At 30.7% G+C, this 19,363-nt stretch carries 23 protein-coding genes and 1 tRNA gene; 23 read left to right on the forward strand and 1 reads right to left on the reverse strand.

Annotated elements, in window-relative coordinates; translation table 11 throughout:
- Positions 1 to 80: 80 nt before the first annotated feature.
- From RYO54_RS09615 to RYO54_RS09700, 18 genes are all read left to right on the forward strand, one after another.
- The gene (locus RYO54_RS09615) at positions 81 to 341 is read left to right on the forward strand and encodes a YlmC/YmxH family sporulation protein (RefSeq protein ID WP_315118064.1); all 261 of its coding nucleotides are present in this window, start codon (positions 81 to 83) and stop codon (positions 339 to 341) included.
- 66 nt (positions 342 to 407) lie between these two features.
- Entirely contained in the window at positions 408 to 863 is a 456-nt protein-coding gene (nrdR, locus tag RYO54_RS09620) for a transcriptional regulator NrdR (protein ID WP_315118065.1), read from the forward strand.
- A gap of 156 nt (positions 864 to 1,019) precedes the next feature.
- Complete coding sequence (locus RYO54_RS09625) at positions 1,020 to 1,718, forward strand: response regulator transcription factor (RefSeq protein ID WP_315118067.1); 699 nt, start codon at positions 1,020 to 1,022, stop codon at positions 1,716 to 1,718.
- Between the two features lie 16 nt (positions 1,719 to 1,734).
- The gene (gene pnpS / locus RYO54_RS09630) at positions 1,735 to 3,441 is read left to right on the forward strand and encodes a two-component system histidine kinase PnpS (RefSeq protein WP_315118070.1); all 1,707 of its coding nucleotides are present in this window, start codon (positions 1,735 to 1,737) and stop codon (positions 3,439 to 3,441) included.
- A 161-nt stretch (positions 3,442 to 3,602) separates the two neighbouring features.
- Positions 3,603 to 4,475: a phosphate ABC transporter substrate-binding protein PstS family protein gene (locus RYO54_RS09635; protein WP_315118072.1), complete on the forward strand. Its 873-nt coding sequence runs from the start codon at positions 3,603 to 3,605 to the stop codon at positions 4,473 to 4,475.
- A 65-nt stretch (positions 4,476 to 4,540) separates the two neighbouring features.
- Entirely contained in the window at positions 4,541 to 5,431 is an 891-nt protein-coding gene (gene pstC / locus RYO54_RS09640) for a phosphate ABC transporter permease subunit PstC (RefSeq protein WP_315118074.1), read from the forward strand.
- The gene (gene pstA, locus RYO54_RS09645; RefSeq protein ID WP_315118075.1) at positions 5,431 to 6,318 is read left to right on the forward strand and encodes a phosphate ABC transporter permease PstA; all 888 of its coding nucleotides are present in this window, start codon (positions 5,431 to 5,433) and stop codon (positions 6,316 to 6,318) included. The genes pstC and pstA overlap by 1 nt, the downstream gene beginning before the upstream one ends.
- 13 nt (positions 6,319 to 6,331) lie before the next feature.
- The gene (gene pstB, locus RYO54_RS09650; RefSeq protein WP_315118077.1) at positions 6,332 to 7,081 is read left to right on the forward strand and encodes a phosphate ABC transporter ATP-binding protein PstB; all 750 of its coding nucleotides are present in this window, start codon (positions 6,332 to 6,334) and stop codon (positions 7,079 to 7,081) included.
- Between the two features lie 38 nt (positions 7,082 to 7,119).
- Complete coding sequence (phoU, locus tag RYO54_RS09655) at positions 7,120 to 7,776, forward strand: phosphate signaling complex protein PhoU (RefSeq protein WP_315118080.1); 657 nt, start codon at positions 7,120 to 7,122, stop codon at positions 7,774 to 7,776.
- Positions 7,777 to 7,919: 143 nt separating this feature from the next.
- Positions 7,920 to 9,233, forward strand: coding sequence for a DUF512 domain-containing protein (locus tag RYO54_RS09660; RefSeq protein WP_315118083.1), 1,314 nt, complete (start codon positions 7,920 to 7,922; stop codon positions 9,231 to 9,233).
- Between the two features lie 2 nt (positions 9,234 to 9,235).
- Positions 9,236 to 10,552 (forward strand): ribosome biogenesis GTPase Der, encoded by a 1,317-nt coding sequence (der, locus tag RYO54_RS09665; RefSeq protein ID WP_315118085.1) that lies wholly within the window; start codon positions 9,236 to 9,238, stop codon positions 10,550 to 10,552.
- Between the two features lie 2 nt (positions 10,553 to 10,554).
- Positions 10,555 to 11,553: an NAD(P)H-dependent glycerol-3-phosphate dehydrogenase gene (locus tag RYO54_RS09670; protein WP_315118087.1), complete on the forward strand. Its 999-nt coding sequence runs from the start codon at positions 10,555 to 10,557 to the stop codon at positions 11,551 to 11,553.
- A 203-nt stretch (positions 11,554 to 11,756) separates the two neighbouring features.
- Positions 11,757 to 13,235: a stage IV sporulation protein A gene (gene spoIVA / locus RYO54_RS09675; protein ID WP_315118089.1), complete on the forward strand. Its 1,479-nt coding sequence runs from the start codon at positions 11,757 to 11,759 to the stop codon at positions 13,233 to 13,235.
- Between the two features lie 179 nt (positions 13,236 to 13,414).
- Positions 13,415 to 13,490 (forward strand) — tRNA-Pro (locus RYO54_RS09680).
- Between the two features lie 118 nt (positions 13,491 to 13,608).
- Entirely contained in the window at positions 13,609 to 13,953 is a 345-nt protein-coding gene (locus tag RYO54_RS09685; protein ID WP_315118091.1) for a helix-turn-helix transcriptional regulator, read from the forward strand.
- Positions 13,940 to 14,650, forward strand: coding sequence for a permease prefix domain 1-containing protein (locus RYO54_RS09690; RefSeq protein WP_315118094.1), 711 nt, complete (start codon positions 13,940 to 13,942; stop codon positions 14,648 to 14,650). The genes RYO54_RS09685 and RYO54_RS09690 overlap by 14 nt, the downstream gene beginning before the upstream one ends.
- Positions 14,643 to 15,173 carry a hypothetical protein gene (locus tag RYO54_RS09695; protein ID WP_315118096.1) on the forward strand — a complete coding sequence of 177 codons (531 nt, stop codon included), beginning with the start codon at positions 14,643 to 14,645 and terminating at the stop codon, positions 15,171 to 15,173. The genes RYO54_RS09690 and RYO54_RS09695 overlap by 8 nt, the downstream gene beginning before the upstream one ends.
- A gap of 231 nt (positions 15,174 to 15,404) precedes the next feature.
- On the forward strand, positions 15,405 to 15,767 hold the full coding sequence (locus tag RYO54_RS09700; RefSeq protein ID WP_315118099.1) for a YmaF family protein: 363 nt from the start codon (positions 15,405 to 15,407) through the stop codon (positions 15,765 to 15,767).
- 140 nt (positions 15,768 to 15,907) lie between these two features.
- On the opposite strand, the gene RYO54_RS09705 is transcribed toward RYO54_RS09700, so the two are convergent.
- Positions 15,908 to 16,663, reverse strand: coding sequence for a LysM domain-containing protein (locus tag RYO54_RS09705; protein WP_315118101.1), 756 nt, complete (start codon positions 16,661 to 16,663; stop codon positions 15,908 to 15,910).
- A gap of 189 nt (positions 16,664 to 16,852) precedes the next feature.
- Between RYO54_RS09705 and RYO54_RS09710 the strand changes: the two genes are divergently transcribed.
- The 5 genes from RYO54_RS09710 (at position 16,853) to RYO54_RS09730 (ending at position 19,318) form a co-directional block, all read left to right on the forward strand.
- Positions 16,853 to 17,419 (forward strand): hypothetical protein, encoded by a 567-nt coding sequence (locus RYO54_RS09710; protein ID WP_315118103.1) that lies wholly within the window; start codon positions 16,853 to 16,855, stop codon positions 17,417 to 17,419.
- Between the two features lie 206 nt (positions 17,420 to 17,625).
- Positions 17,626 to 17,766 carry a hypothetical protein gene (locus RYO54_RS09715; protein WP_315118105.1) on the forward strand — a complete coding sequence of 47 codons (141 nt, stop codon included), beginning with the start codon at positions 17,626 to 17,628 and terminating at the stop codon, positions 17,764 to 17,766.
- 475 nt (positions 17,767 to 18,241) lie between these two features.
- A complete protein-coding gene (locus RYO54_RS09720; protein ID WP_315118107.1) occupies positions 18,242 to 18,457 on the forward strand; it encodes a hypothetical protein in 216 nt (71 codons plus the stop codon).
- A 376-nt stretch (positions 18,458 to 18,833) separates the two neighbouring features.
- Positions 18,834 to 19,004: an aspartyl-phosphate phosphatase Spo0E family protein gene (locus RYO54_RS09725; RefSeq protein WP_315118108.1), complete on the forward strand. Its 171-nt coding sequence runs from the start codon at positions 18,834 to 18,836 to the stop codon at positions 19,002 to 19,004.
- 137 nt (positions 19,005 to 19,141) lie between these two features.
- Positions 19,142 to 19,318, forward strand: coding sequence for an aspartyl-phosphate phosphatase Spo0E family protein (locus tag RYO54_RS09730; protein ID WP_315118110.1), 177 nt, complete (start codon positions 19,142 to 19,144; stop codon positions 19,316 to 19,318).
- Positions 19,319 to 19,363: the final 45 nt, after the last annotated feature.

The raw sequence follows: 19,363 nt of genomic DNA on the forward strand, positions 1-19,363 counted from the left end.
TCTTCTTTTGTTTTATAAATTTAGTTATATAATATTCTAAAAAACATAAAATATAGTATAAAATAAAAGGGGGATGAAAAATGGAGTTAACATATCATTCTATTAATAATATAAGAACTATGGAGATTATAGATATTAATTCAGGGACAAAATTAGGATATATGAAAGACTTTAAAATAGATGTAATGAATAGTAAAGTAATATCAATTATAATTCCATCTCAAAAAATATCTTGGTTTGGGAAAAGTAATGATATTGAAATACCTTGGGAAAAAATAAAGAAAATAGGTGTGGATGTAATATTAGTAGATGGGGAAGAATATTTTATTGATAAACCTTAGTGAAAATATAAGAAAAAAGCTGTATAATATACTATATAACTAATAAGTAAAAAGGCGGGGGGATATATGAAATGTCCATTTTGTGGATATACTGAAAGTAAAGTTGTAGATTCAAGAGCTACTGAAGAGAATGCATCAATAAGGAGAAGAAGAGAATGTTTAAAATGTAATAAAAGATATACAACCTATGAACAGATAGAAAATATACCAGTGTTAGTTATCAAAAAGAATATGAGTAGAGAATATTTTGATAGAACAAAGATTATTAATGGAATTATTAAAGCTTGTGAAAAGAGATCAGTTTCAAGGAATCAAATTGAAAATATAGCTGATGAGGTAGAAAAGAACATTAGTAATCAAATGTTAACGGAGATAAATTCTGAGTACATAGGGGAAATGATAATGGACAATTTAAAAAAAATTGACGAAGTATCTTATGTTAGATTTGCCTCGGTTTATAGACAATTTACCGATGTGAATACTTTTATAGATGAAATTAAAAGATTAATTTCCAATAAATAATGAATTGAAATGGTTTTATGATAGTCGTAAAACCATTTTTATGTTAAATATACATTAAACAATGTTAAATATATGGAATTTAAATTAACTTTATTTAAAAAGATGTTACAATATAGTTAGAAGAGCCATTAGCTATAATTATTTTGGAGGTTTATTATGTCTGATGAGAAAATTTTAATTGTAGATGATGAAGAAAATATAAGAGAATTACTTAAATTTAATTTAGAAAATCTAGGATACAATGTTATATGCTCAGATAATGGTAAGGATGCTTATAATGTTGCAAAGGCTGAAAAACCTAACTTAATATTACTAGATGTAATGTTACCAGGCATGGATGGATATGATGTATGCAAATCAATAAGAATGAATAATACAATATCAACTACTCCCATAATAATGATTACTGCAAAGGGAGAAGAATTAGATAAGGTATTAGGATTGGAATTAGGTGCTGATGATTACATAACTAAGCCTTTTTCCATAAGGGAATTATTAGCAAGAGTAAAAGCACTGCTAAGAAGAACGGGTATATCATCAATAGAAAATAATAATTTTAGTTTTGGCAATATAATAATAGATTTTGAAAAGCATGAGGTTTTAAAAGAAGAAGAGAAAATAGATTTAACATTGAAAGAATATGAATTGTTAGAGACTTTTATAAAAAATAGAGGTAGAGTTTTAACCAGAGATTTTTTGTTGGATAAAATATGGGGCTATGAATACATTGGAGAAACTAGGACCGTTGATGTTCATATAAGGCATTTAAGACAAAAAATCGAAGAGAATGATAAAAGTCCTAGATATATCGAAACTATAAGAGGAGTAGGCTATAGATTTAATTATTCAGAATAGCTTACGGGGTGATGAAATGAAGAAGAAATTGATGGTATATATGTTTTCGACCCTGCTTTTCAGTCTAACCCTTGTTGTAACTTTTTTTATAATAATTGTCAATTATCAAAATACTGAAAATACTAAAAAGACCTTAAAAGTGAATAATCAATTAGTTACAAATATATTGATGCATGTGGAAAAAGAGGAGTTAGACAGTGTTATTAAAAAAAGTTTTAGTGGGAATGAAATAAGAGTTACTATAATAGATAAAAATGGTGTAGTTGTTGGAGACTCTAAAATGAATCTAAATACTATGGAGAATCACAATAATAGAGAAGAAATAATTTCTGCAAGAGCTAATGGGAGTGGGTATGCAATAAGGCACAGTGATTCTATTAAAATAGATAGTATGTATTTTACTACTTTATTTAATGATGGATATATAATAAGAAGTGCTATAGAAATGAAAATAGTATCTGGTCTTGAAAAAGAGTATGGACAATACTACATAATGGTAATAGTAATATCTACTATTATTTCCTTGGTTTTTTCCTCAAAATTTTCAATGGGTTTTGTAAAACCTATAAAGGATTTAGAGTTTATAACTTCAAGAATAGCTGCTGGAGAATTGGATAGAAGAGTTAATATATATTCAAGAGATGAAATAGGACAGCTATCTAAGACTTTTAATAATATGGCTAATAAGTTACAGGTAACTATAAATGATGTAATTGATAAACAAAATAAATTAGAGGCAATATTAACTAGTATGGACAGCGGGGTTATTGCTGTAGACAAGAACTTTAGAGTGATAATGATAAATCCTTATGCAAATAAAATATTCGGTATAGATAAAGATATAATAGGGTGTAATTTATTAGATCATATAAGAAGCTTTGAGCTAGAGGATATTTTGAAAAATACCGTAGATGAGTATAGGGAAATAAAAATCCTAAGCCCCAAAGAGAGGGATTTAAGAATAAAGACAGCGGATATTAATAATGGTAGACAATTAATAGGAATTGTTGCAGTTGTTCAGGACGTAACAGATATAAAAAGATTGGAAAACATGAGATCTCAATTTGTTGCCAATGTATCTCATGAATTAAAAACTCCGCTGACGTCTATAAAGGGCTTTGCAGAGACCTTAAGATATGTTGAGGATTCAGCAAATAAAGAGAAATTTTTAAATATTATTAATGATGAAGCTGAAAGACTAACTAGGTTAATAAATGATATTTTAACTCTATCTCACATTGAAAATAGCAGAGATGTTAAAAAAGAATTGATTGATATCGATAAGGTAGTAGATGATGTAGGCCATTTAGTAGGCAATTATGCAGAAAAGAAAAACATATCTTTAAATATAGAGGGAGATAAGTGCCTAAAAATTTATGGAGATAAGGATAGGTTTAAACAAATGGTATTAAATCTAGTAGATAATGGCATAAAATATACGGAGGATAATGGAGAAGTTTCAATTAAAAAAGAATCAAAAGATAAGAATGTAGTAATAACTATAAGAGATACTGGAGTAGGCATGCCTAAAGACCATATAGGAAGAATATTTGAAAGGTTTTATAGAGTGGATAAAGCTCGTAGTAGAGCAGAAGGTGGCACGGGTCTAGGATTAGCCATTGTAAAACATATAGTTCTTTCCTTTAATGGAAGAATAGATGTAGAAAGTGAAGTTGGAAAGGGAAGTAAGTTTATAGTTACAATTCCCATATCAAAGTCTTAAAAGTGAATATAAATGATTTTAAAAAGGAGTTTTGGGTAACCAAAATTCTTTTTTTTATTCATGTAAATTAAAATTAACATACCTATAATATTTGTTTAACTTCCATATAATATGATAAATACGACAAGACAAATAAATAGTTTTAAATGGAGGTTACTTAAATGAATAAAAAATCATTAAGAACTTTAGCAGCAGCATTGTCATTAACTTTAATGACAGGGGCATTAGCAGCATGTGGTGGAGGAGAAAAGAAAAATGAAAATGCGCTATCAGACATCATAACAGCCGTAGGTTCAACAGCACTTCAACCATTAGTGTCAGAGTCGGCGAAAAACTTTAGAGCAAAAAATCCTGCTTCTATAATAAATGTTCAAGGTGGAGGAAGCGGTACAGGTATAAATCAGGTATTAGAAGGTTCAGTAGAAATAGGAAATTCTGATGTAACTGCAGAATCAAAAATAAAAGACAAGGAAAGATTAAAGGAATTAGTTGATCATAAAGTTTGTGTTATAGGATTTTCCATAGTAGTTAACAAAGAGGTAAAAGTGGATTCTTTATCAAAGGAACAGCTTCAAAAGATATTTACAGGGGAAATTACAAATTGGAAGGATGTTGGAGGACAAGATTTAGCAATCAATGTGGTAAATAGACCGGCTTCATCAGGTACAAGAGCTACATTTATAGATACTATTATGAATAGTAAGAGTGAAAAAGAAGGATTAGGTACAATTCAAGATTCTAGTGGTAGTGTAGAAAAGACAATAACAAATACTCCAGGATCAATAAGTTATCTTGCATTATCATATTTAACAGAAGAAAAGAGAAGCGATTTAAAATTATTAAAAATTGATGGCGTAGAAGCTTCAAAAGAAAATATTGTAAGTAAAGAATATCCTTTCTGGTCATATGAACATATGTATACAAAAGGAGAACCAAGTGGTTTAACTAAAGCATTTATAGAGTATGTTATGAGTGATGAAAATAAAGCTTTAGTGGAAAAATTAGGATATATTCCAATAGGAGATTTCAAATAATTATACTCTAAAGAGCTGGCTAAACCAGTGTCAGCCTTAATACAATAATGAAGAAGGAAGATAATATGAATAAAAAATTTTGGAAGAATATGAAAAACGAATATTTGGGAAGAGGATTTTCTATACTATGTGGTATTTTAATTGTAGTACTTACTTTAACTATAATAGGATTTATTGTATGGAAAGGCATTAATACATTTACTAAATGGAACTATCCAATAACTAAATTTATTTTTTCATCAAATTGGTCACCAGAAGCAGATACTCCACAGTTTGGTACATTCATATTTATAGTAGGTTCAACCTTAGTATCAATTGGAGCGGTAATAATAAGTGCACCTATAAGCATAGCTTTGGCAGTATTTATAAATTATATATCCCCAAGACTTGGTGAAAATGTGTTGAAACCAGCATTGGAATTGTTTGTAGGAATACCTTCAGTTGTATATGGATGGTTAGGAATAACGGTGCTATTGCCATTTTTAAAAAACGCATTTGGTGGAATAGGATTTAGCTTACTGGCAGGTGTTTTAGTACTAAGTATAATGATATTGCCTACAATAGCTAGCTTATCTGTAGATGCACTTAAATCAATTCCTAAGGATTATTTAGAAGCTTCCTATGGATTAGGAGCAACTAGATGGCAGACAGTAAGTAGAGTTGCTATACCTTCAGCTAAGGGAGGTATATTGACAGCAATAGTATTAGGAATAGCAAGAGCTTTTGGGGAAGCATTAGCAGTGCAAATGGTTATAGGTAACACAATAAAGCTTCCAAATAGCTTGTTAAGTCCTACTACTACATTAACTTCAGTATTGACTATGGATATGGCAAACACCATATCAGGAACACAGTGGAATGACGCGCTATGGTCTCTAGCATTAGTTCTTTTAATTGTTTCATTCATATTCATTTTAATAATAAGGGGCATAGGTTTAAGAGGTGAGATTAAATAATGACTGAAAGAAAAAAAGATAGAGTTTTTACAATTATAACTTATATAATATCCTCATTAGTACTACTTTTACTAGTCCTATTAATTGGCTATATAATATTTAGAGGAGTAGGACATTTAACTCCAAGTTTTTTATTTGGCGATCCTAAAGTTGGAGAAGCAGGAGGAGGAATAGGTCCTCAATTGTTTAACTCTTTTTATATGTTAATTGTGTCTTTGATAATTACCATACCTTTCGGAGTGGGAGCAGGTATTTATTTAGCTGAATATGCAAAGGAAGGGAAGTTCCTTAATATAATTAGATTAAGCATAGAAACTATGGCATCATTGCCCTCCATTGTTGTAGGTCTATTTGGATTATTAGTTTTTGTAAAATTAACAGGATGGGGATTCACCCTATTATCAGGTGCTCTAGCTCTAAGTATAATTAACTTACCATCTCTAACTAGAGTATGTGAAAATGCAGTAAAGGAAGCTTCAAAAGGAATAAAAGAAGCTAGTTTAGGATTGGGAGCTACAAGATGGCAGACCATATGGAAGGTTGTATTACCAACAGCTATGCCACAAATTTTAACAGGAGTAATATTGGCTGGAGGAAGAGTATTTGGAGAAGCAGCAGCACTCTTATATACCGCTGGTATGAGTGCACCACCATTATACTTTGCTCCAAGTAATTTGCTTTCAAAGTCATCACCATTTAGCTTACTAAGGCCAGCTGAAACTTTGTCAGTATATATATGGCAAGTAAACTCTGAAGGAATGATACCTGATGCAACTATAGTTGCAGATGCTTCTTCAGCAGTATTAATAATAATGGTATTAGCATTTAATATATTGGCAAGGATAATAGGAAATATAATATATAAACGATATACAGGAAGCAGATAAGGAGATGGAAAGGATGTCTATAATAAAAGTTAAGGATTTAGATTTATATTATGGTAATGTTCAAGCATTAAAGAAAATAAACTTAAATATAGAAAAAAACACAGTTACGGCTCTTATTGGCCCTTCAGGTTGTGGTAAATCAACTTTTTTAAGGACTATAAATAGAATGAATGATTTAATTAAAGGAGTAAGAATTGAAGGGGATGTGCTCTTTAATGGCAAGGATGTCTATAAAGAATTTGATGAAATTGAATTAAGAAAAATCATAGGAATAGTATTTCAAAAAGCTAATCCATTTCCTATGTCTATTTATGATAACGTAGCCTATGGTCCAAGGGTACACGGTATAACAAACAAAGCTACGTTAGATGAAATAGTAGAAAAAAGTTTGAAGGGTGCAGCTCTTTGGGATGAAGTTAAAGATAGATTAGAGAAAAGTGCCCTAGGACTTTCAGGAGGCCAACAACAAAGATTATGCATAGGGAGAACATTGGCAGTAGAGCCAGAAATATTGTTAATGGATGAACCTACTTCAGCCTTAGACCCTATCTCTACGTCAAAAGTAGAGGAGTTAATGAGTAGTTTGAAAGAAAAATACACAGTTATTGTTGTAACTCATAATATGCAACAGGCAGGAAGAGTATCAGATTACACAGCTTTCTTTTTAAATGGAGAAGTAGTGGAGTTTGGAAAAACAGAAGATATATTCTATAAACCGAAGGACAAAAGAACAGAGGATTATATAACAGGAAGATTTGGATAATAGAAAGACTTGAATAATAATAAAAAGAGGTGTTTGAGTTGGTAAGAGGTAATTTTGATCTTCATCTTCAAGAATTACACAATTATATTTTAAGGATGGGAAGCATTGTTGAAAAACAAATTCATGGATGCATTGAAGCTCTAACAGAACAAAAATATGAGCTAGCAGAGCAAATAATAAAAAATGATGATATAGTAGATAATTTAGAAAAGGAAATAGAAGATAAATGTATAAAATTAATAGCAACAGAACAACCATTAGCAAAGGATCTAAGGATGATATTTACAGCCACTAAAATTGTGACGGACTTAGAAAGAATGGCAGATCATGCTGTGGACATTGCTAAAATTGCTATAAAGTTAAGAGATGAAAAGTTTATAAAGCCGTTAGTTGATATACCTAAAATGGCAGATATAGCAAAGGAAATGATTAAAGAAGCTTTAGATGCATATGTGGAAGGGAATGTGGAAAAATCCTATTTAATTTGCAAAAAGGATGATGAAATAGATAAAATATATAGAAATGTATTTAATGAAATGATTCCTATAATGACAAAAGACAATAGTACTATAAGTCAAGCTACACACTTTTTATTTGTATGCAAATATTTAGAGAGAATAGCAGATCATGTAACAAACATTTGCGAATGGACTATATACCTAATTACAGGTGAATTAAAAGATTTAAATGAATAGTTTATAGGAGACTGTACATATTAATAGACAGTCTCTTTTTGGTCATAAGAATTGACTAAATAAGAAGATTAATGTAATATTACTAGTGTTATATATAGGGCATCCTCAAAAAAGATGCTTAAAGCAAAGGCAGGGTTAGGTAAATGAAAAATAAAATATGTGAAGTACTACCGAATAGTATAGGAGAAGAAGTAGGAATTGAGCCAGGAGATGTGTTGATTAGCATTAATGGGAATGCTGTTAATGATATTATAGATTATAAGTTTTTAATGGCAGATGAATACATCTTAGTAGAAGTAGAAAAAAGTTGCGGGGAAATTTGGGAAATAGAAATTGATAAGGAATATCATGAAGATTTAGGTGTGGAGTTTGAAAAATCCATAATGGATGAGGCAAAGAGTTGCCAAAACAAATGTATTTTTTGCTTCATAGATCAATTACCTAAAGGTATGAGGGAATCTTTATATTTTAAAGATGATGATTCAAGACTTTCATTTTTACAAGGTAATTTTGTTACATTGACTAATATGAAAGATGAAGATATTGATAGAATAATAAAGTATAGAATAAGTCCTATAAATGTTTCTGTGCATACAACTAATCCTGAATTAAGGCAAAAGATGCTTCACAATAGGTTTGCGGGTAATATTTATGAAAGACTTAAAAAACTTGGTAGCGCTGGTATAATAATAAATTGCCAAATAGTACTTTGTCCAGGAGTAAATGATGGTGAAGAATTAGTAAAAACCTTGGAGGATTTGTATAAACTCTATCCAAGTGTACAAAACGTAGCAGTAGTTCCAGTAGGAGTAACTAAGTACAGAGAAGGGCTCTTCAATATGACCTTATTTAATAAAGAAAGAGCATTAAAAGAAATAAATGAAGTGAAAAAGCTCCAGGATAAATATATTAAGGAAATCAATAGTCCCTTTGTAAGATTATCTGATGAATTCTATGTTTTATCAGAGTTAGATTTGCCTAAAAGTGATTTTTATGAGGGGTATGAACAGTTAGAAGATGGAGTAGGTATGATAAGAATATTTAGAGATAATATAGAGGATAACCTAGCAAGTTTGAGGAAAAATATAAAAGGAAAGTTCACTTTTATAACTGGAACATTGGCCTATAATGAACTTGAAAAATGTAAAGATAAAATTGAAGAAAACAATAGTAATATAAAAATAGATGTAATTAAAGTTAAAAATAACTTCTTTGGTGAAACTATAACTGTAGCCGGTTTAATTACTGGCAAGGACATAATGGAAGCCTTAGATAAAAACCAGGTAGGGGATTACATATTCATACCTAGAAATATGTTAAGAACAGGTGATGATGTGTTTTTAGACGATATTACATTAAAGGATTTAGAAAGCTACTACGGTAGAAAAGTTATTGTATGCGAATATACAGGAGAAGATTTAATAGAAAATCTAAATGAGTACGGTAAGGAGGAGTAATAATGGCAAAACCTATAGTTGCTATAGTTGGTAGACCAAATGTAGGAAAATCTACATTATTTAATAAGTTAGCAGGAAAGAGAATATCAATAGTTGAAGACACTCCAGGTGTAACTAGAGATAGAATTTACGCAGAAGCGGAATGGTTAAAGTATAATTTTACTATGATTGATACAGGTGGAATTGAGCCTAGTAGTGATGATATCATACTAGCACAGATGAGAAGACAGGCGCAAATAGCCATAGAAACAGCTGACGTAATAATGTTCTTAGTGGATGGAAAAAATGGTTTAGCACCAGCAGATTATGAAGTAGCTCAAATGTTAAGAAAAAGCGATAAGCCTATAGTTTTGGTTGTAAACAAAGTAGATAGGTTATCAGAAGAAGATAATGCTTATGAATTTTACAATTTAGGTATAGGCGATCCAATAACTATATCTGCCTCTCAAGGATTAGGACTTGGAGATATGCTAGATAGAGTAGTGGAACATTTCGATCAGATAATTGAAGAGGACGAAAATGATGAGTATGTAAGAATAGCCTTCGTTGGAAGACCTAATGTAGGAAAATCTTCTTTAATAAATAAATTGCTTGGAGAAGATAGAAATATAGTAAGTGACATTCCAGGAACTACAAGAGATGCTATAGATAGTTATTTGGAAACAGATGAAGGAAAGTTCATACTTATAGATACAGCAGGTATTAGAAGAAGAAGCAAAGTTAAAGATGAAATAGAAAGATACAGCGTTATTAGAACATATACAGCTATTGAAAGAGCAGACGTATGTATACTAATCATAGATGCAGAAGAAGGTATCAGCGAGCAAGATAAAAAAATAATAGGATATGCTCACGAGATGAGTAAGGCTATTATGGTATTGGTAAACAAGTGGGACTTGATTGAAAAAGAAACTAACACCATGATTGAATTCAAAAAAGATTTACAATCAGAGTTGAAATTTATGAGTTATGCTCCATACCTATTTATATCAGCTCTAAGTGGTCAAAGGGTGCATAAAGTATTAGAATTAGCAAAAAAATGCTATGACAACTATAATAAGAGAATAAAAACTGGTGTATTAAATGATGTAATAGGTAAGGCAATAATGATGAAGGAACCACCGGTGGTAGGTATTACAAGATTAAAGATATTTTATGTAACACAAATCGGTGTAAAGGCGCCAACCTTTGTTTTCTTCGTAAATAACCCAAATGCATTACATTTTTCTTATGAAAGATACTTAGAAAATCAGTTAAGAGACAGTTTTGATTTTGAAGGAACTGGCATTAAAATGGAGTTTAGAGAAAGGAAAGAATAGCTATGAGTTGTAGTATTACTTTCATCGGTGGTGGAAGCTTCGGTACAGCTTTAGGTGTTATGTTGGGTAAGAAAGGCCTAGATGTAAAAATATATGATAGAAACAATAATGTAATAGAAGATATAAATGTTAAAAGAGAAAATATGAAGTATTTGCCTCATGTTATAATTCCTTCCAATGTAATAGCTTATAATAATATGGAAGAGGCCATAAATGGTAGCAAATATGTAGTCTTATCTGTACCATCTAATGCAATTAGAGAAGTTAGTAAAAGTTTAAAATCCTACATAAATGAAGATGTAATAATTATAAACGTATCTAAAGGGATTGAAGAACATACTGGAAAAAGATTATCTCAAGTTATACAAGAAGAGCTACCTGAAAATCATGTGGTAATCCTATCAGGACCGAGCCATGCGGAAGAAGTGGGTCTAGATATCCCTACAACAGTGGTAGTTTCCTCAGAGGATATGAAGTATGCAAAAGAAGTACAAGAAATATTTATGACTAGTAAATTTAGAGTATATACTAATGAAGATTTAATTGGTGTTGAAGTTGGAGGGGCTGTAAAAAATATTATAGCCCTGGCAGCAGGAATTTCAGACGGTATAGGCTATGGTGATAATACAAAGGCAGCTTTAATGACTAGAGGTATGAGTGAGATTATAAGAATAGGAGAAAAACTAGGGGGCAAAAGAGAAACATTTTCTGGGCTAACAGGTATGGGAGATTTAATTGTTACTTGTACAAGTATGCACAGTAGAAATAGAAGAGCCGGAATACTAATTGGTAAGGGCTACTCCATGGAAGAAGCCATAGAAGAAGTAGGCATGGTAGTAGAAGGAATAAAAGCTTGTAAGGCTTTCTATGAGCAGAAGGAAGAATTAGGAGTATCTATGCCCATAACTGATGTTTTATATAAAGTTTTATTCGAAGGAAAAGACCCTAAATATGGTGTATATGAATTGATGACTAGAGATAAAAAGAGTGAAATTCACTAATTACTCTAGTGAAAGTTGAAAAGTAAAAAAATATAAGAGGAGTTTGTTCTTTTTTAGAGCAAACTTTTTTTATTTAAATCAAAGAAAATTCCAACTCCTAACTGTATAAAAATACTTGGGATTTTTATTTAAATAGTTATATTTGTAAGGCCTTATCAATATATATATAGTGTTAATATTATATTATGGGAGGGTATAATAGCTTGGAAAATTTTGATATATACAAAGATATAGCAGAAAGAACCCAAGGGGACATTTATGTCGGCGTAGTGGGTCCTGTTAGAACTGGTAAATCTACATTTATTAAAAAATTCATGGAGCTTATGGTATTACCAAATATGGATAATGAATTTAAAAAGAAAAGAGCCCAAGATGAGTTACCACAAAGTTCATCAGGGAAATCCATACACACTACAGAACCTAAATTTGTGCCAAATGAAGCTGTTGAAATAAAGCTCAAAGAGGGAGCAAAATTTAAGGTTAGGATGGTAGACTGTGTAGGGTATGTAGTTAAAGGAGCTTCTGGTCACATGGATGGGGAAAAAGCTAAAATGGTTTCAACACCATGGTATGATTATGAAATTCCCTTTGAAGAGGCAGCAGAGATAGGTACTAAAAAAGTTATAAATGAACATTCAACCATAGGGCTACTTGTAACCACTGATGGTTCAATAACAGACATTTCAAGGGAAGACTACCTAGAGTCAGAAGAAAGAGTAGTCAATGAACTTAAAGCGATAAACAAGCCGTTTATAATGGTTTTAAACACTAGACATGCATATGAGCCTGAAACAATAGAGCTAAGAAAGGAATTAGAAGCTAAGTACGACGTTCCAGTTCAAATAATGGATATATTAAATATGAAGGCAGAAGATGTAACTCATGTGTTTAACAGAGTACTTAAAGAATTCCCTGTTAAAGAAATTAACATAGATATGCCAGAATGGATAGAAAAATTAAAAGGAGAGCATTGGCTAAAAATTAATTTTATGAATCTCGTTAAAGACATGTGCAAAAACATATATAAAGTTAGGGATATTGGTAAAACTCTAGATGGATTTAAGGAGTTTGAATTCCTAGGAGCTTCAGAGCTAAGTGAAGTTAACATGGGTGAAGGAACAGCAAGAGTTAACTTGGCACCAAAATCAGGTTTGTTTTATAAGATTTTAGGAGAGCTTTGTAACAGAGAAATTAATAATGAAAATGAGTTAATGTCAATAATGGACGAGATGCATAGGGCTAAAGTTGAATTTGATAAGATATCTCAAGCTCTACAGGATGTAAAGGATACTGGTTATGGATTAGTAGCTCCTCAGCTTACTGAGATGAGATTAGAAGAGCCAGAAATAGTTAAGCATGGAAGTAGATATGGTGTAAAATTAAAGGCCAGCGCTCCATCATTACACTTCATAAAGGCAGATATACAAACAGAAATATCGCCTATAATGGGGACTGAAAGGGAAACTGAAGAGTTGGTAAAATCCTTATTAGAACAATTTGAAAATGACCCTTCACAGCTATGGCAAAGTAACATATTTGGTAAATCTTTAGAAGTATTAGTTAGAGAAGGACTTCAAAATAAATTATATAAGATGCCAGAAGATGTTCAAACAAAGATACAAAGAACTCTTCAGAAGATCATAAATGAAGGCAGTGGCGGACTAATTTGCATTATCCTTTAGGGGTGTCTCTTTATAGTGTTTTACAGTAAAATATTTATGAGTGGAGAACCAAGGTTAAAAGTAATAATAAATTACTATAAACTGAAAGGTTTCCACTCTTAATTATCATTGAAACCATCTATAACTAAAATGCAGATATATTGATTTATTGTATAATTATGTTATAATATTAGTATTATCTGGGTATGGCGCAGATGGTAGCGCGCATGTATGGGGTGCATGAGGTCGCTGGTTCAAGTCCAGTTACCCAGACCAGTGAATTCAAGGACTGTATAAATACAGTCCTTTTATTTTTGCTTTTATTTGACATACCTTGATTATCTAAGTATAATTATACTTAGATAATCAAGGTATAATTATTGGAGGTATTCATATGAAAATTGATAAAGGTCTAATAGGCGGAAGTACTATTTTGCTATTGCTGTCTTTACTAGAAGAAACCGATAGATATGGGTATGAGATAATAAAGGAACTTGAATTACGTTCTGATAAAGCTTTCCAATTCAAAGAAGGTTCGCTGTATCCAGTTTTACATAAACTTGAAAATAGCGGCTATGTAAAATCTTATATAGCTAAAGGCGATACAGGAAAAGAGAGAAGATATTATCAGATAACTAAAAACGGGAAAAAACAGCTTGTAGAGGAAAAGAAAAAATGGGAAGTGTTTTCAAGGTCTGTTAATAAAGTTATAGGTGGTGAATCAAATGCCTTCGCCTAAAAAAGAAAAGTTTTTAGAAGAGGTCTTGTCCTATATTAAATTTCCTTTTGATAGAGGTGATATCAAATTCGAGCTTGAGTGCCACATATTAGAGAAAATAGATTATTATACTGAACAGGGATATGATAAAGAAACAGCGGAACAGCTATCTATAGATGATATGGGAGATGCTAAGGATATTGGAATTGAACTTAATAAACAGCATAATCCATTTCTTGGTTGGATATGGAAGATAACTAATGTAATAGTTACCTTATTTGTAATATTTAATGTCTATATTATAGGAGCTCACTTTGTAATTACTTTATTTAATAATAATTCTATTAATGACATTCCAAAGTCAAATATAGTCTATAAAATTGATGTAGATAAAAAAGTTAAACTAGATGATAGGATTATTCATTTTACAAATGTTGCTTATGACAAAAATGGAAATATGAATATTTTTTACGAGTATTACAATACCAAGTTTTGGAGAACCGGATGGAGCCTTGGCACAATTGGGGATATAACTGATAATTTAGGAAACAAGTATGTCACTGGTTCAGGCCGAGGTGGTGGTGGAGTAAAATCCAAATGCATATGGACAGCTGCCAACTTTTCAAAGGAAGCAGACACATTAATTATAAGCTATGACAGCTATAATAGAAAATACAAAGTAGAAATCCCTCTACAAGTAGGTGATAACAATGAGTAGATCTAAAAAAGTTGTGAGAAATATTATTCTTTTAACAATATTATTCTTTTTATTTCTTATGGGGTCAGGCCTTTATTTGAGTCCATTATCAGCTCATGAACATTCTGAACGTAGTATACATTACGGTCCATCAGAAGTGGTACATGTAGAAGATTTTGGTGAAGGCAAATATATACTTGGCAAATATGACAAATGGGTCTCATGCAATACAGTGAATAGAAAATTGTTTTTTCTTTGGGGATTTGGTAATCAGGTAACTGGATTTGAAAATGATAAGACTAAAGCTGTGGATTATACTTGGGGCATGTCTAGACCGTATTATAATCTTTACGGTATTATAAATGATGATAAGGCGAAAAAAATCGAAATTACTTTAGATAATGGAAAGATTTTTACACAAACAGAGTTTTATGATGATTTGTTTTTGTTTACTTGGAGGTCAGATAATAACGAAGGCTGGAATTTTAAGAGTATTAAGGTATATGACTCTGATAACAATATAATTTTTGAAGATAAATATTAACATAAAATATAAAAAAGTATGCTAATAAAAGTTTTAGCATACTTTTGCAGTTATCATTAATGTGATTTAGAATTTTACCATAAAACCACTATTTTTCTTTCTACATAATAACTCTATAAATTCATATATTTCAATCTTCATATCCTCACACCTCTTGTATTTCTTTTAGCTATTTATAGAGTGTCAAAACCTTATTTATTGAATATTAATAATATATAAGGAGGTGTTGTCATGTCTAATGAGAACTTAAAATCTCAAAATTGTAATTGTAATGATCCTAGTAGTGATACTCAAACTCACGTTCATGAATTTGAAGGAAGTACAAGGTTAGCTGAACAAGGTGATGAAAGACACAACCATCGTTTTGCTGGTGTTACAAGTGAAGTTATTCCTAGGGGGAACTCTCACGTTCACGCTATTCTTACTAATACTGACTTTTTTGATCATCATCACGAAGTAGGTGTAACTACAGGACTAGCTATTGATGTTGGCAATGGAAAGCATGTTCACTTGGCAACAGGTGTTACTACAATAGATGACGGTCATAGTCATTCTTTTATTTTCGCAACCCTTATCCAAAGTCCATTAACTTAATAATATATTAGGTTATTACCTATTTAAAATATACGTAGCACTTGGATTATTTCCAAGTGCTACAAGTTTAGGTTTCATATATGAGAAAGAATTCATTACAAGAATATTATATAGTTTTTCTATTAAAAGAAATCTTAAAACTACTGTGTAAAACTATTTGGGAATTGCTTAACAATTCCTTGCGTCATCATATCAGCCATTTCCAAAGCTTGCTTCTCAATTTTATCAAATAGCTTGATACCCTCCGCATAGTTCTTTGTAATCATGGCAACAGCTTCAGATTTGGTCAGTGCTAAGTGCTCATGTAACATCTTTTTCCAATCTTCCTCTGACCAATATGGGTTGATACTAGCAAGGAAAGCTGCGATTTCATCTGCGTTAGCATACCATCTTTTTTCAGCATCCGCTGCTGTCTTGTTATCACCTGCATTAGCTGCCTTGACAAGTTCTGCAGCAATGACAAGATGCTGAGTAAATAAATCAGCAAATTTGGAGGCATTTTTATCTCCATAAAAAGGTCTCAAGGCTGCCTCGAAATCTTTAGGATTTCTGAGGAGACGATTGGTAACAAGCTCTACATCTGGCAAATTAAAAACCATGCTGAGTATAGTTAACCTGGTCCAGACAACGTGTTGCTCCCAAAGCATACGTAGATGATTGCTTAAAGTTGCTTCTGCTTTGCTGATTCCTTTAGGAACAGGATTAAAATTTTGACAGTAATATCTATATCCAGGGCATATATAAATAACTTGGCCAATATAAAGATTGTTTAAATCTATCCCTGGATTAAGGGAAGCAATTGCATAAACGGTAGTATAATATCTTTGAGCTAATAACCATAATGTATCATTTGGTTTAATAGTATAAGGGAATATTCTTGTAGGACATTGAAACATAATTAATCACCACTTTAATAATCTTTATACATTACTGTATGATTATGGAAATAAAAAGGTGTCATATATTTTGTAATATATTTGAGTTTATACAAGAATTGGATAATTTCAAATTTTTCTAATTATATGTTATAATTATGTATGCAAATATTGATTTATATTATATATTACATTCCTGAGGAGAGAGTAATGAGTAGCGATAATATTTCAATAAATAATTTACCAGAAGAATCTTCTGATAACAAATCTATCGATGAATCCCATGATATTAATCCATCAGTTAAACCTTCTGATGATAAGGCGAAAAATGAAAGTAAGAAGCCAATAAATCAAAATCTTTCTAGTTTGCTTTCAGATATTGAAAATTCAAAGAATTTAAACAATATATTAACTAAAAGTAATGTAGCTGAAAATCCATGTGCTGATTTGTCGATAAATACTACTATTAGTCAAACAGCAGATACATTAAAAAATATAAATTCTATCAAGGATGAATTATGCAAATTGCCTTTGGATCCATGTGAAAGTGAATATATTGCTAATAGTGTTTTTCCATTAGCAAATATACTATATTTGGTTTCAACAGCATCTTTAAATTTATCAACTTCAGTTAATGTTTTAACTACATCCTCTATAGTTCATCCTAAGAAATCGGACATTAAAGATACAATTGGTTTGATATATGATATTAATGAAGAGTGTGAGGATTTATTTAAGGTAATAAAAAAAAGATTAAAAATATTATTAAATGACTAAGAACAAAAATAGCACTTAAGATATCAAATTAAAATTGGCGTCATGGATGGGGTTAATACCTAGTCGATGGCCTTTTTATTTTATAAGCAAAGACAAATTTGGAAAGAGTTAAACAAGAATCGCTTATGCGATTTTTTAAATTTTTAAAGTGGTAGAATAAAAAAATTATAAAAGAACACTCTAAAATTAAAAGAGGAGGAATGTATATGGTTAATAAACGTAAAGTTACCAAGAAGCAAATGCTTTCGCTGGGGTTAAGAAAAACTGAAAACGGTGATTATGATTATATTGATTCAGGAGAAAAGGAAAGATCAAAATATAAGCCTATAAGAAAAGAGTCTAAATAATACTCTTTTTAATTGGAAAGTATAGTATGTCCCTTCATTATATGAATAAACAAATACATATAGAAATGATATAGTGGTATAATATAACAAAGAGGTGATTAACTTGGGACGTAAAAATAACAGAGGAAAAGGTAAAACACCCACTGACTTTAGCCATTTAATTGACAAAGTCGAGGAAAAAGAAAATACTAAAGAAATAAAAAGTGAAAAAGAAGAGTAATAACCTTCTTTTTTATTTTAGAGAAAAAGGGAATATGGTTAAGAAATATATTATTTGATATATGATTTTTAAATGATAGGAACATTATGTTGATGTTAATAATATATTAGTTAATAAGAAAGAACCTAAGCTTAAAGCAGTTACTGTGATTAAATATCCAGAATTGACTCCATAAGTAAAGGTTCTTTTTATATAAAATAGAAAGAATAATAAACATTTATTATGGATAGCCTAATACTAAAAGAGGTGAAGGCTATGGCAGATAAAAAGGTAGGAGATTTAGATAATCTTGAAAATGTTGCGGAAAACACCATTGCTTCCTTAGCTAATATGGGAGTATTTAATCAAGCGATATCAGGAATATCACCAATTACAGTATTAACTCCACCACCACCGTATTTTAGGCCAAATGAAAATAATAGTAGAGATAGTGAAGAAATTAATCCAGAAAAAGATACTTTTAAAGAATAATATATAAATAGATAAAAGAGGCAGTAAATGCCTCTTTTTCGCTTTAAAATAGATGTATACAATAGTTGAGTTAATTGTAGTAAAATTCATGCATATGAATAAAAAGGAAAATAACTTCTTATATAGAAATATATAAAGTGTAGAATATTATTTGAATAATTAATTAGAAGGTGAAAACCCTGTAAGAAAAGATTACAGGGTTTTGATTTTGTGCAAATAGCAAAAAATATTAATGATTTTTTATTAGATAAAAGTTAAAATAATTTTTGATTCAGTGTTCAATAAATCTAGGTGCTAAAATTTTTATATTCATACATACATTGAACAACCATAATATCCTGATTTTGATAGTATCAAATAAGAAAGGAGGGATATTATGGAAGTTAAAAAACTTATGAAAAAAATTGATGCACTTAGGAAGTATATGTACGAATTAATCGAAGAAAAATCAGACCTAGTAGACCCGGAAGTAGTTGAAGCAAGTCAAATGTTAGACTCGGCTCTTTATGAGTACTACAAAATTCTTGAAAAGAAAAGGAATACGTAGTAACTAGCAACTAGAAAAAAAAGGGGAGAGGTTACTGAATACCTCTCCTCCTCTAAATTATATTTTAATTAATTAGTAACTACATTTAGTATATAAAAGGTATTTATTTGGAAAACTAGCATTAGGAGGTGACTCAATTGTCAGAAATAGAAAATTTATTGAAGGATGTTAATATTCTAAGGGATAAATTAGAATATTTAATAGATAAAAAAAATGGTAATCTTATTGATCCAGAGGTGGTAGCAGCTAGCAAAGTATTAAATGCTGCATTAAACAAATATAATGGACTTATAGAAGGAAAGACTAAAAAGTAGCCTAAAGGCTATTTTTTATGTTTTGAGAATAATATCAAATGCATA

The sequence above is a fragment of the uncultured Clostridium sp. genome, from assembly GCF_963515715.1.
Classification (GTDB): Bacteria; Bacillota; Clostridia; order Clostridiales; family Clostridiaceae; genus Clostridium_AW.

Bases quoted from the DNA above. Each gene is read 5' to 3' on its own strand.
- RYO54_RS09615 (WP_315118064.1), top strand. From the start codon at position 81: ATGGAGTTAACATATCATTCTATTAATAATATAAGAACTATGGAGATT.
- nrdR (WP_315118065.1), top strand. From the start codon at position 408: ATGAAATGTCCATTTTGTGGATATACTGAAAGTAAAGTTGTAGATTCA.
- RYO54_RS09625 (WP_315118067.1), top strand. From the start codon at position 1,020: ATGTCTGATGAGAAAATTTTAATTGTAGATGATGAAGAAAATATAAGA.
- pnpS (WP_315118070.1), top strand. From the start codon at position 1,735: ATGAAGAAGAAATTGATGGTATATATGTTTTCGACCCTGCTTTTCAGT.
- RYO54_RS09635 (WP_315118072.1), top strand. From the start codon at position 3,603: ATGAATAAAAAATCATTAAGAACTTTAGCAGCAGCATTGTCATTAACT.
- pstC (WP_315118074.1), top strand. From the start codon at position 4,541: ATGAATAAAAAATTTTGGAAGAATATGAAAAACGAATATTTGGGAAGA.
- pstA (WP_315118075.1), top strand. From the start codon at position 5,431: ATGACTGAAAGAAAAAAAGATAGAGTTTTTACAATTATAACTTATATA.
- pstB (WP_315118077.1), top strand. From the start codon at position 6,332: ATGTCTATAATAAAAGTTAAGGATTTAGATTTATATTATGGTAATGTT.
- RYO54_RS09660 (WP_315118083.1), top strand. From the start codon at position 7,920: ATGAAAAATAAAATATGTGAAGTACTACCGAATAGTATAGGAGAAGAA.
- der (WP_315118085.1), top strand. From the start codon at position 9,236: ATGGCAAAACCTATAGTTGCTATAGTTGGTAGACCAAATGTAGGAAAA.
- RYO54_RS09670 (WP_315118087.1), top strand. From the start codon at position 10,555: ATGAGTTGTAGTATTACTTTCATCGGTGGTGGAAGCTTCGGTACAGCT.
- RYO54_RS09685 (WP_315118091.1), top strand. From the start codon at position 13,609: ATGAAAATTGATAAAGGTCTAATAGGCGGAAGTACTATTTTGCTATTG.
- RYO54_RS09690 (WP_315118094.1), top strand. From the start codon at position 13,940: ATGCCTTCGCCTAAAAAAGAAAAGTTTTTAGAAGAGGTCTTGTCCTAT.
- RYO54_RS09695 (WP_315118096.1), top strand. From the start codon at position 14,643: ATGAGTAGATCTAAAAAAGTTGTGAGAAATATTATTCTTTTAACAATA.
- RYO54_RS09700 (WP_315118099.1), top strand. From the start codon at position 15,405: ATGTCTAATGAGAACTTAAAATCTCAAAATTGTAATTGTAATGATCCT.
- RYO54_RS09705 (WP_315118101.1), bottom strand. From the start codon at position 16,663: ATGTTTCAATGTCCTACAAGAATATTCCCTTATACTATTAAACCAAAT.
- RYO54_RS09710 (WP_315118103.1), top strand. From the start codon at position 16,853: ATGAGTAGCGATAATATTTCAATAAATAATTTACCAGAAGAATCTTCT.
- RYO54_RS09715 (WP_315118105.1), top strand. From the start codon at position 17,626: ATGGTTAATAAACGTAAAGTTACCAAGAAGCAAATGCTTTCGCTGGGG.
- RYO54_RS09720 (WP_315118107.1), top strand. From the start codon at position 18,242: ATGGCAGATAAAAAGGTAGGAGATTTAGATAATCTTGAAAATGTTGCG.
- RYO54_RS09725 (WP_315118108.1), top strand. From the start codon at position 18,834: ATGGAAGTTAAAAAACTTATGAAAAAAATTGATGCACTTAGGAAGTAT.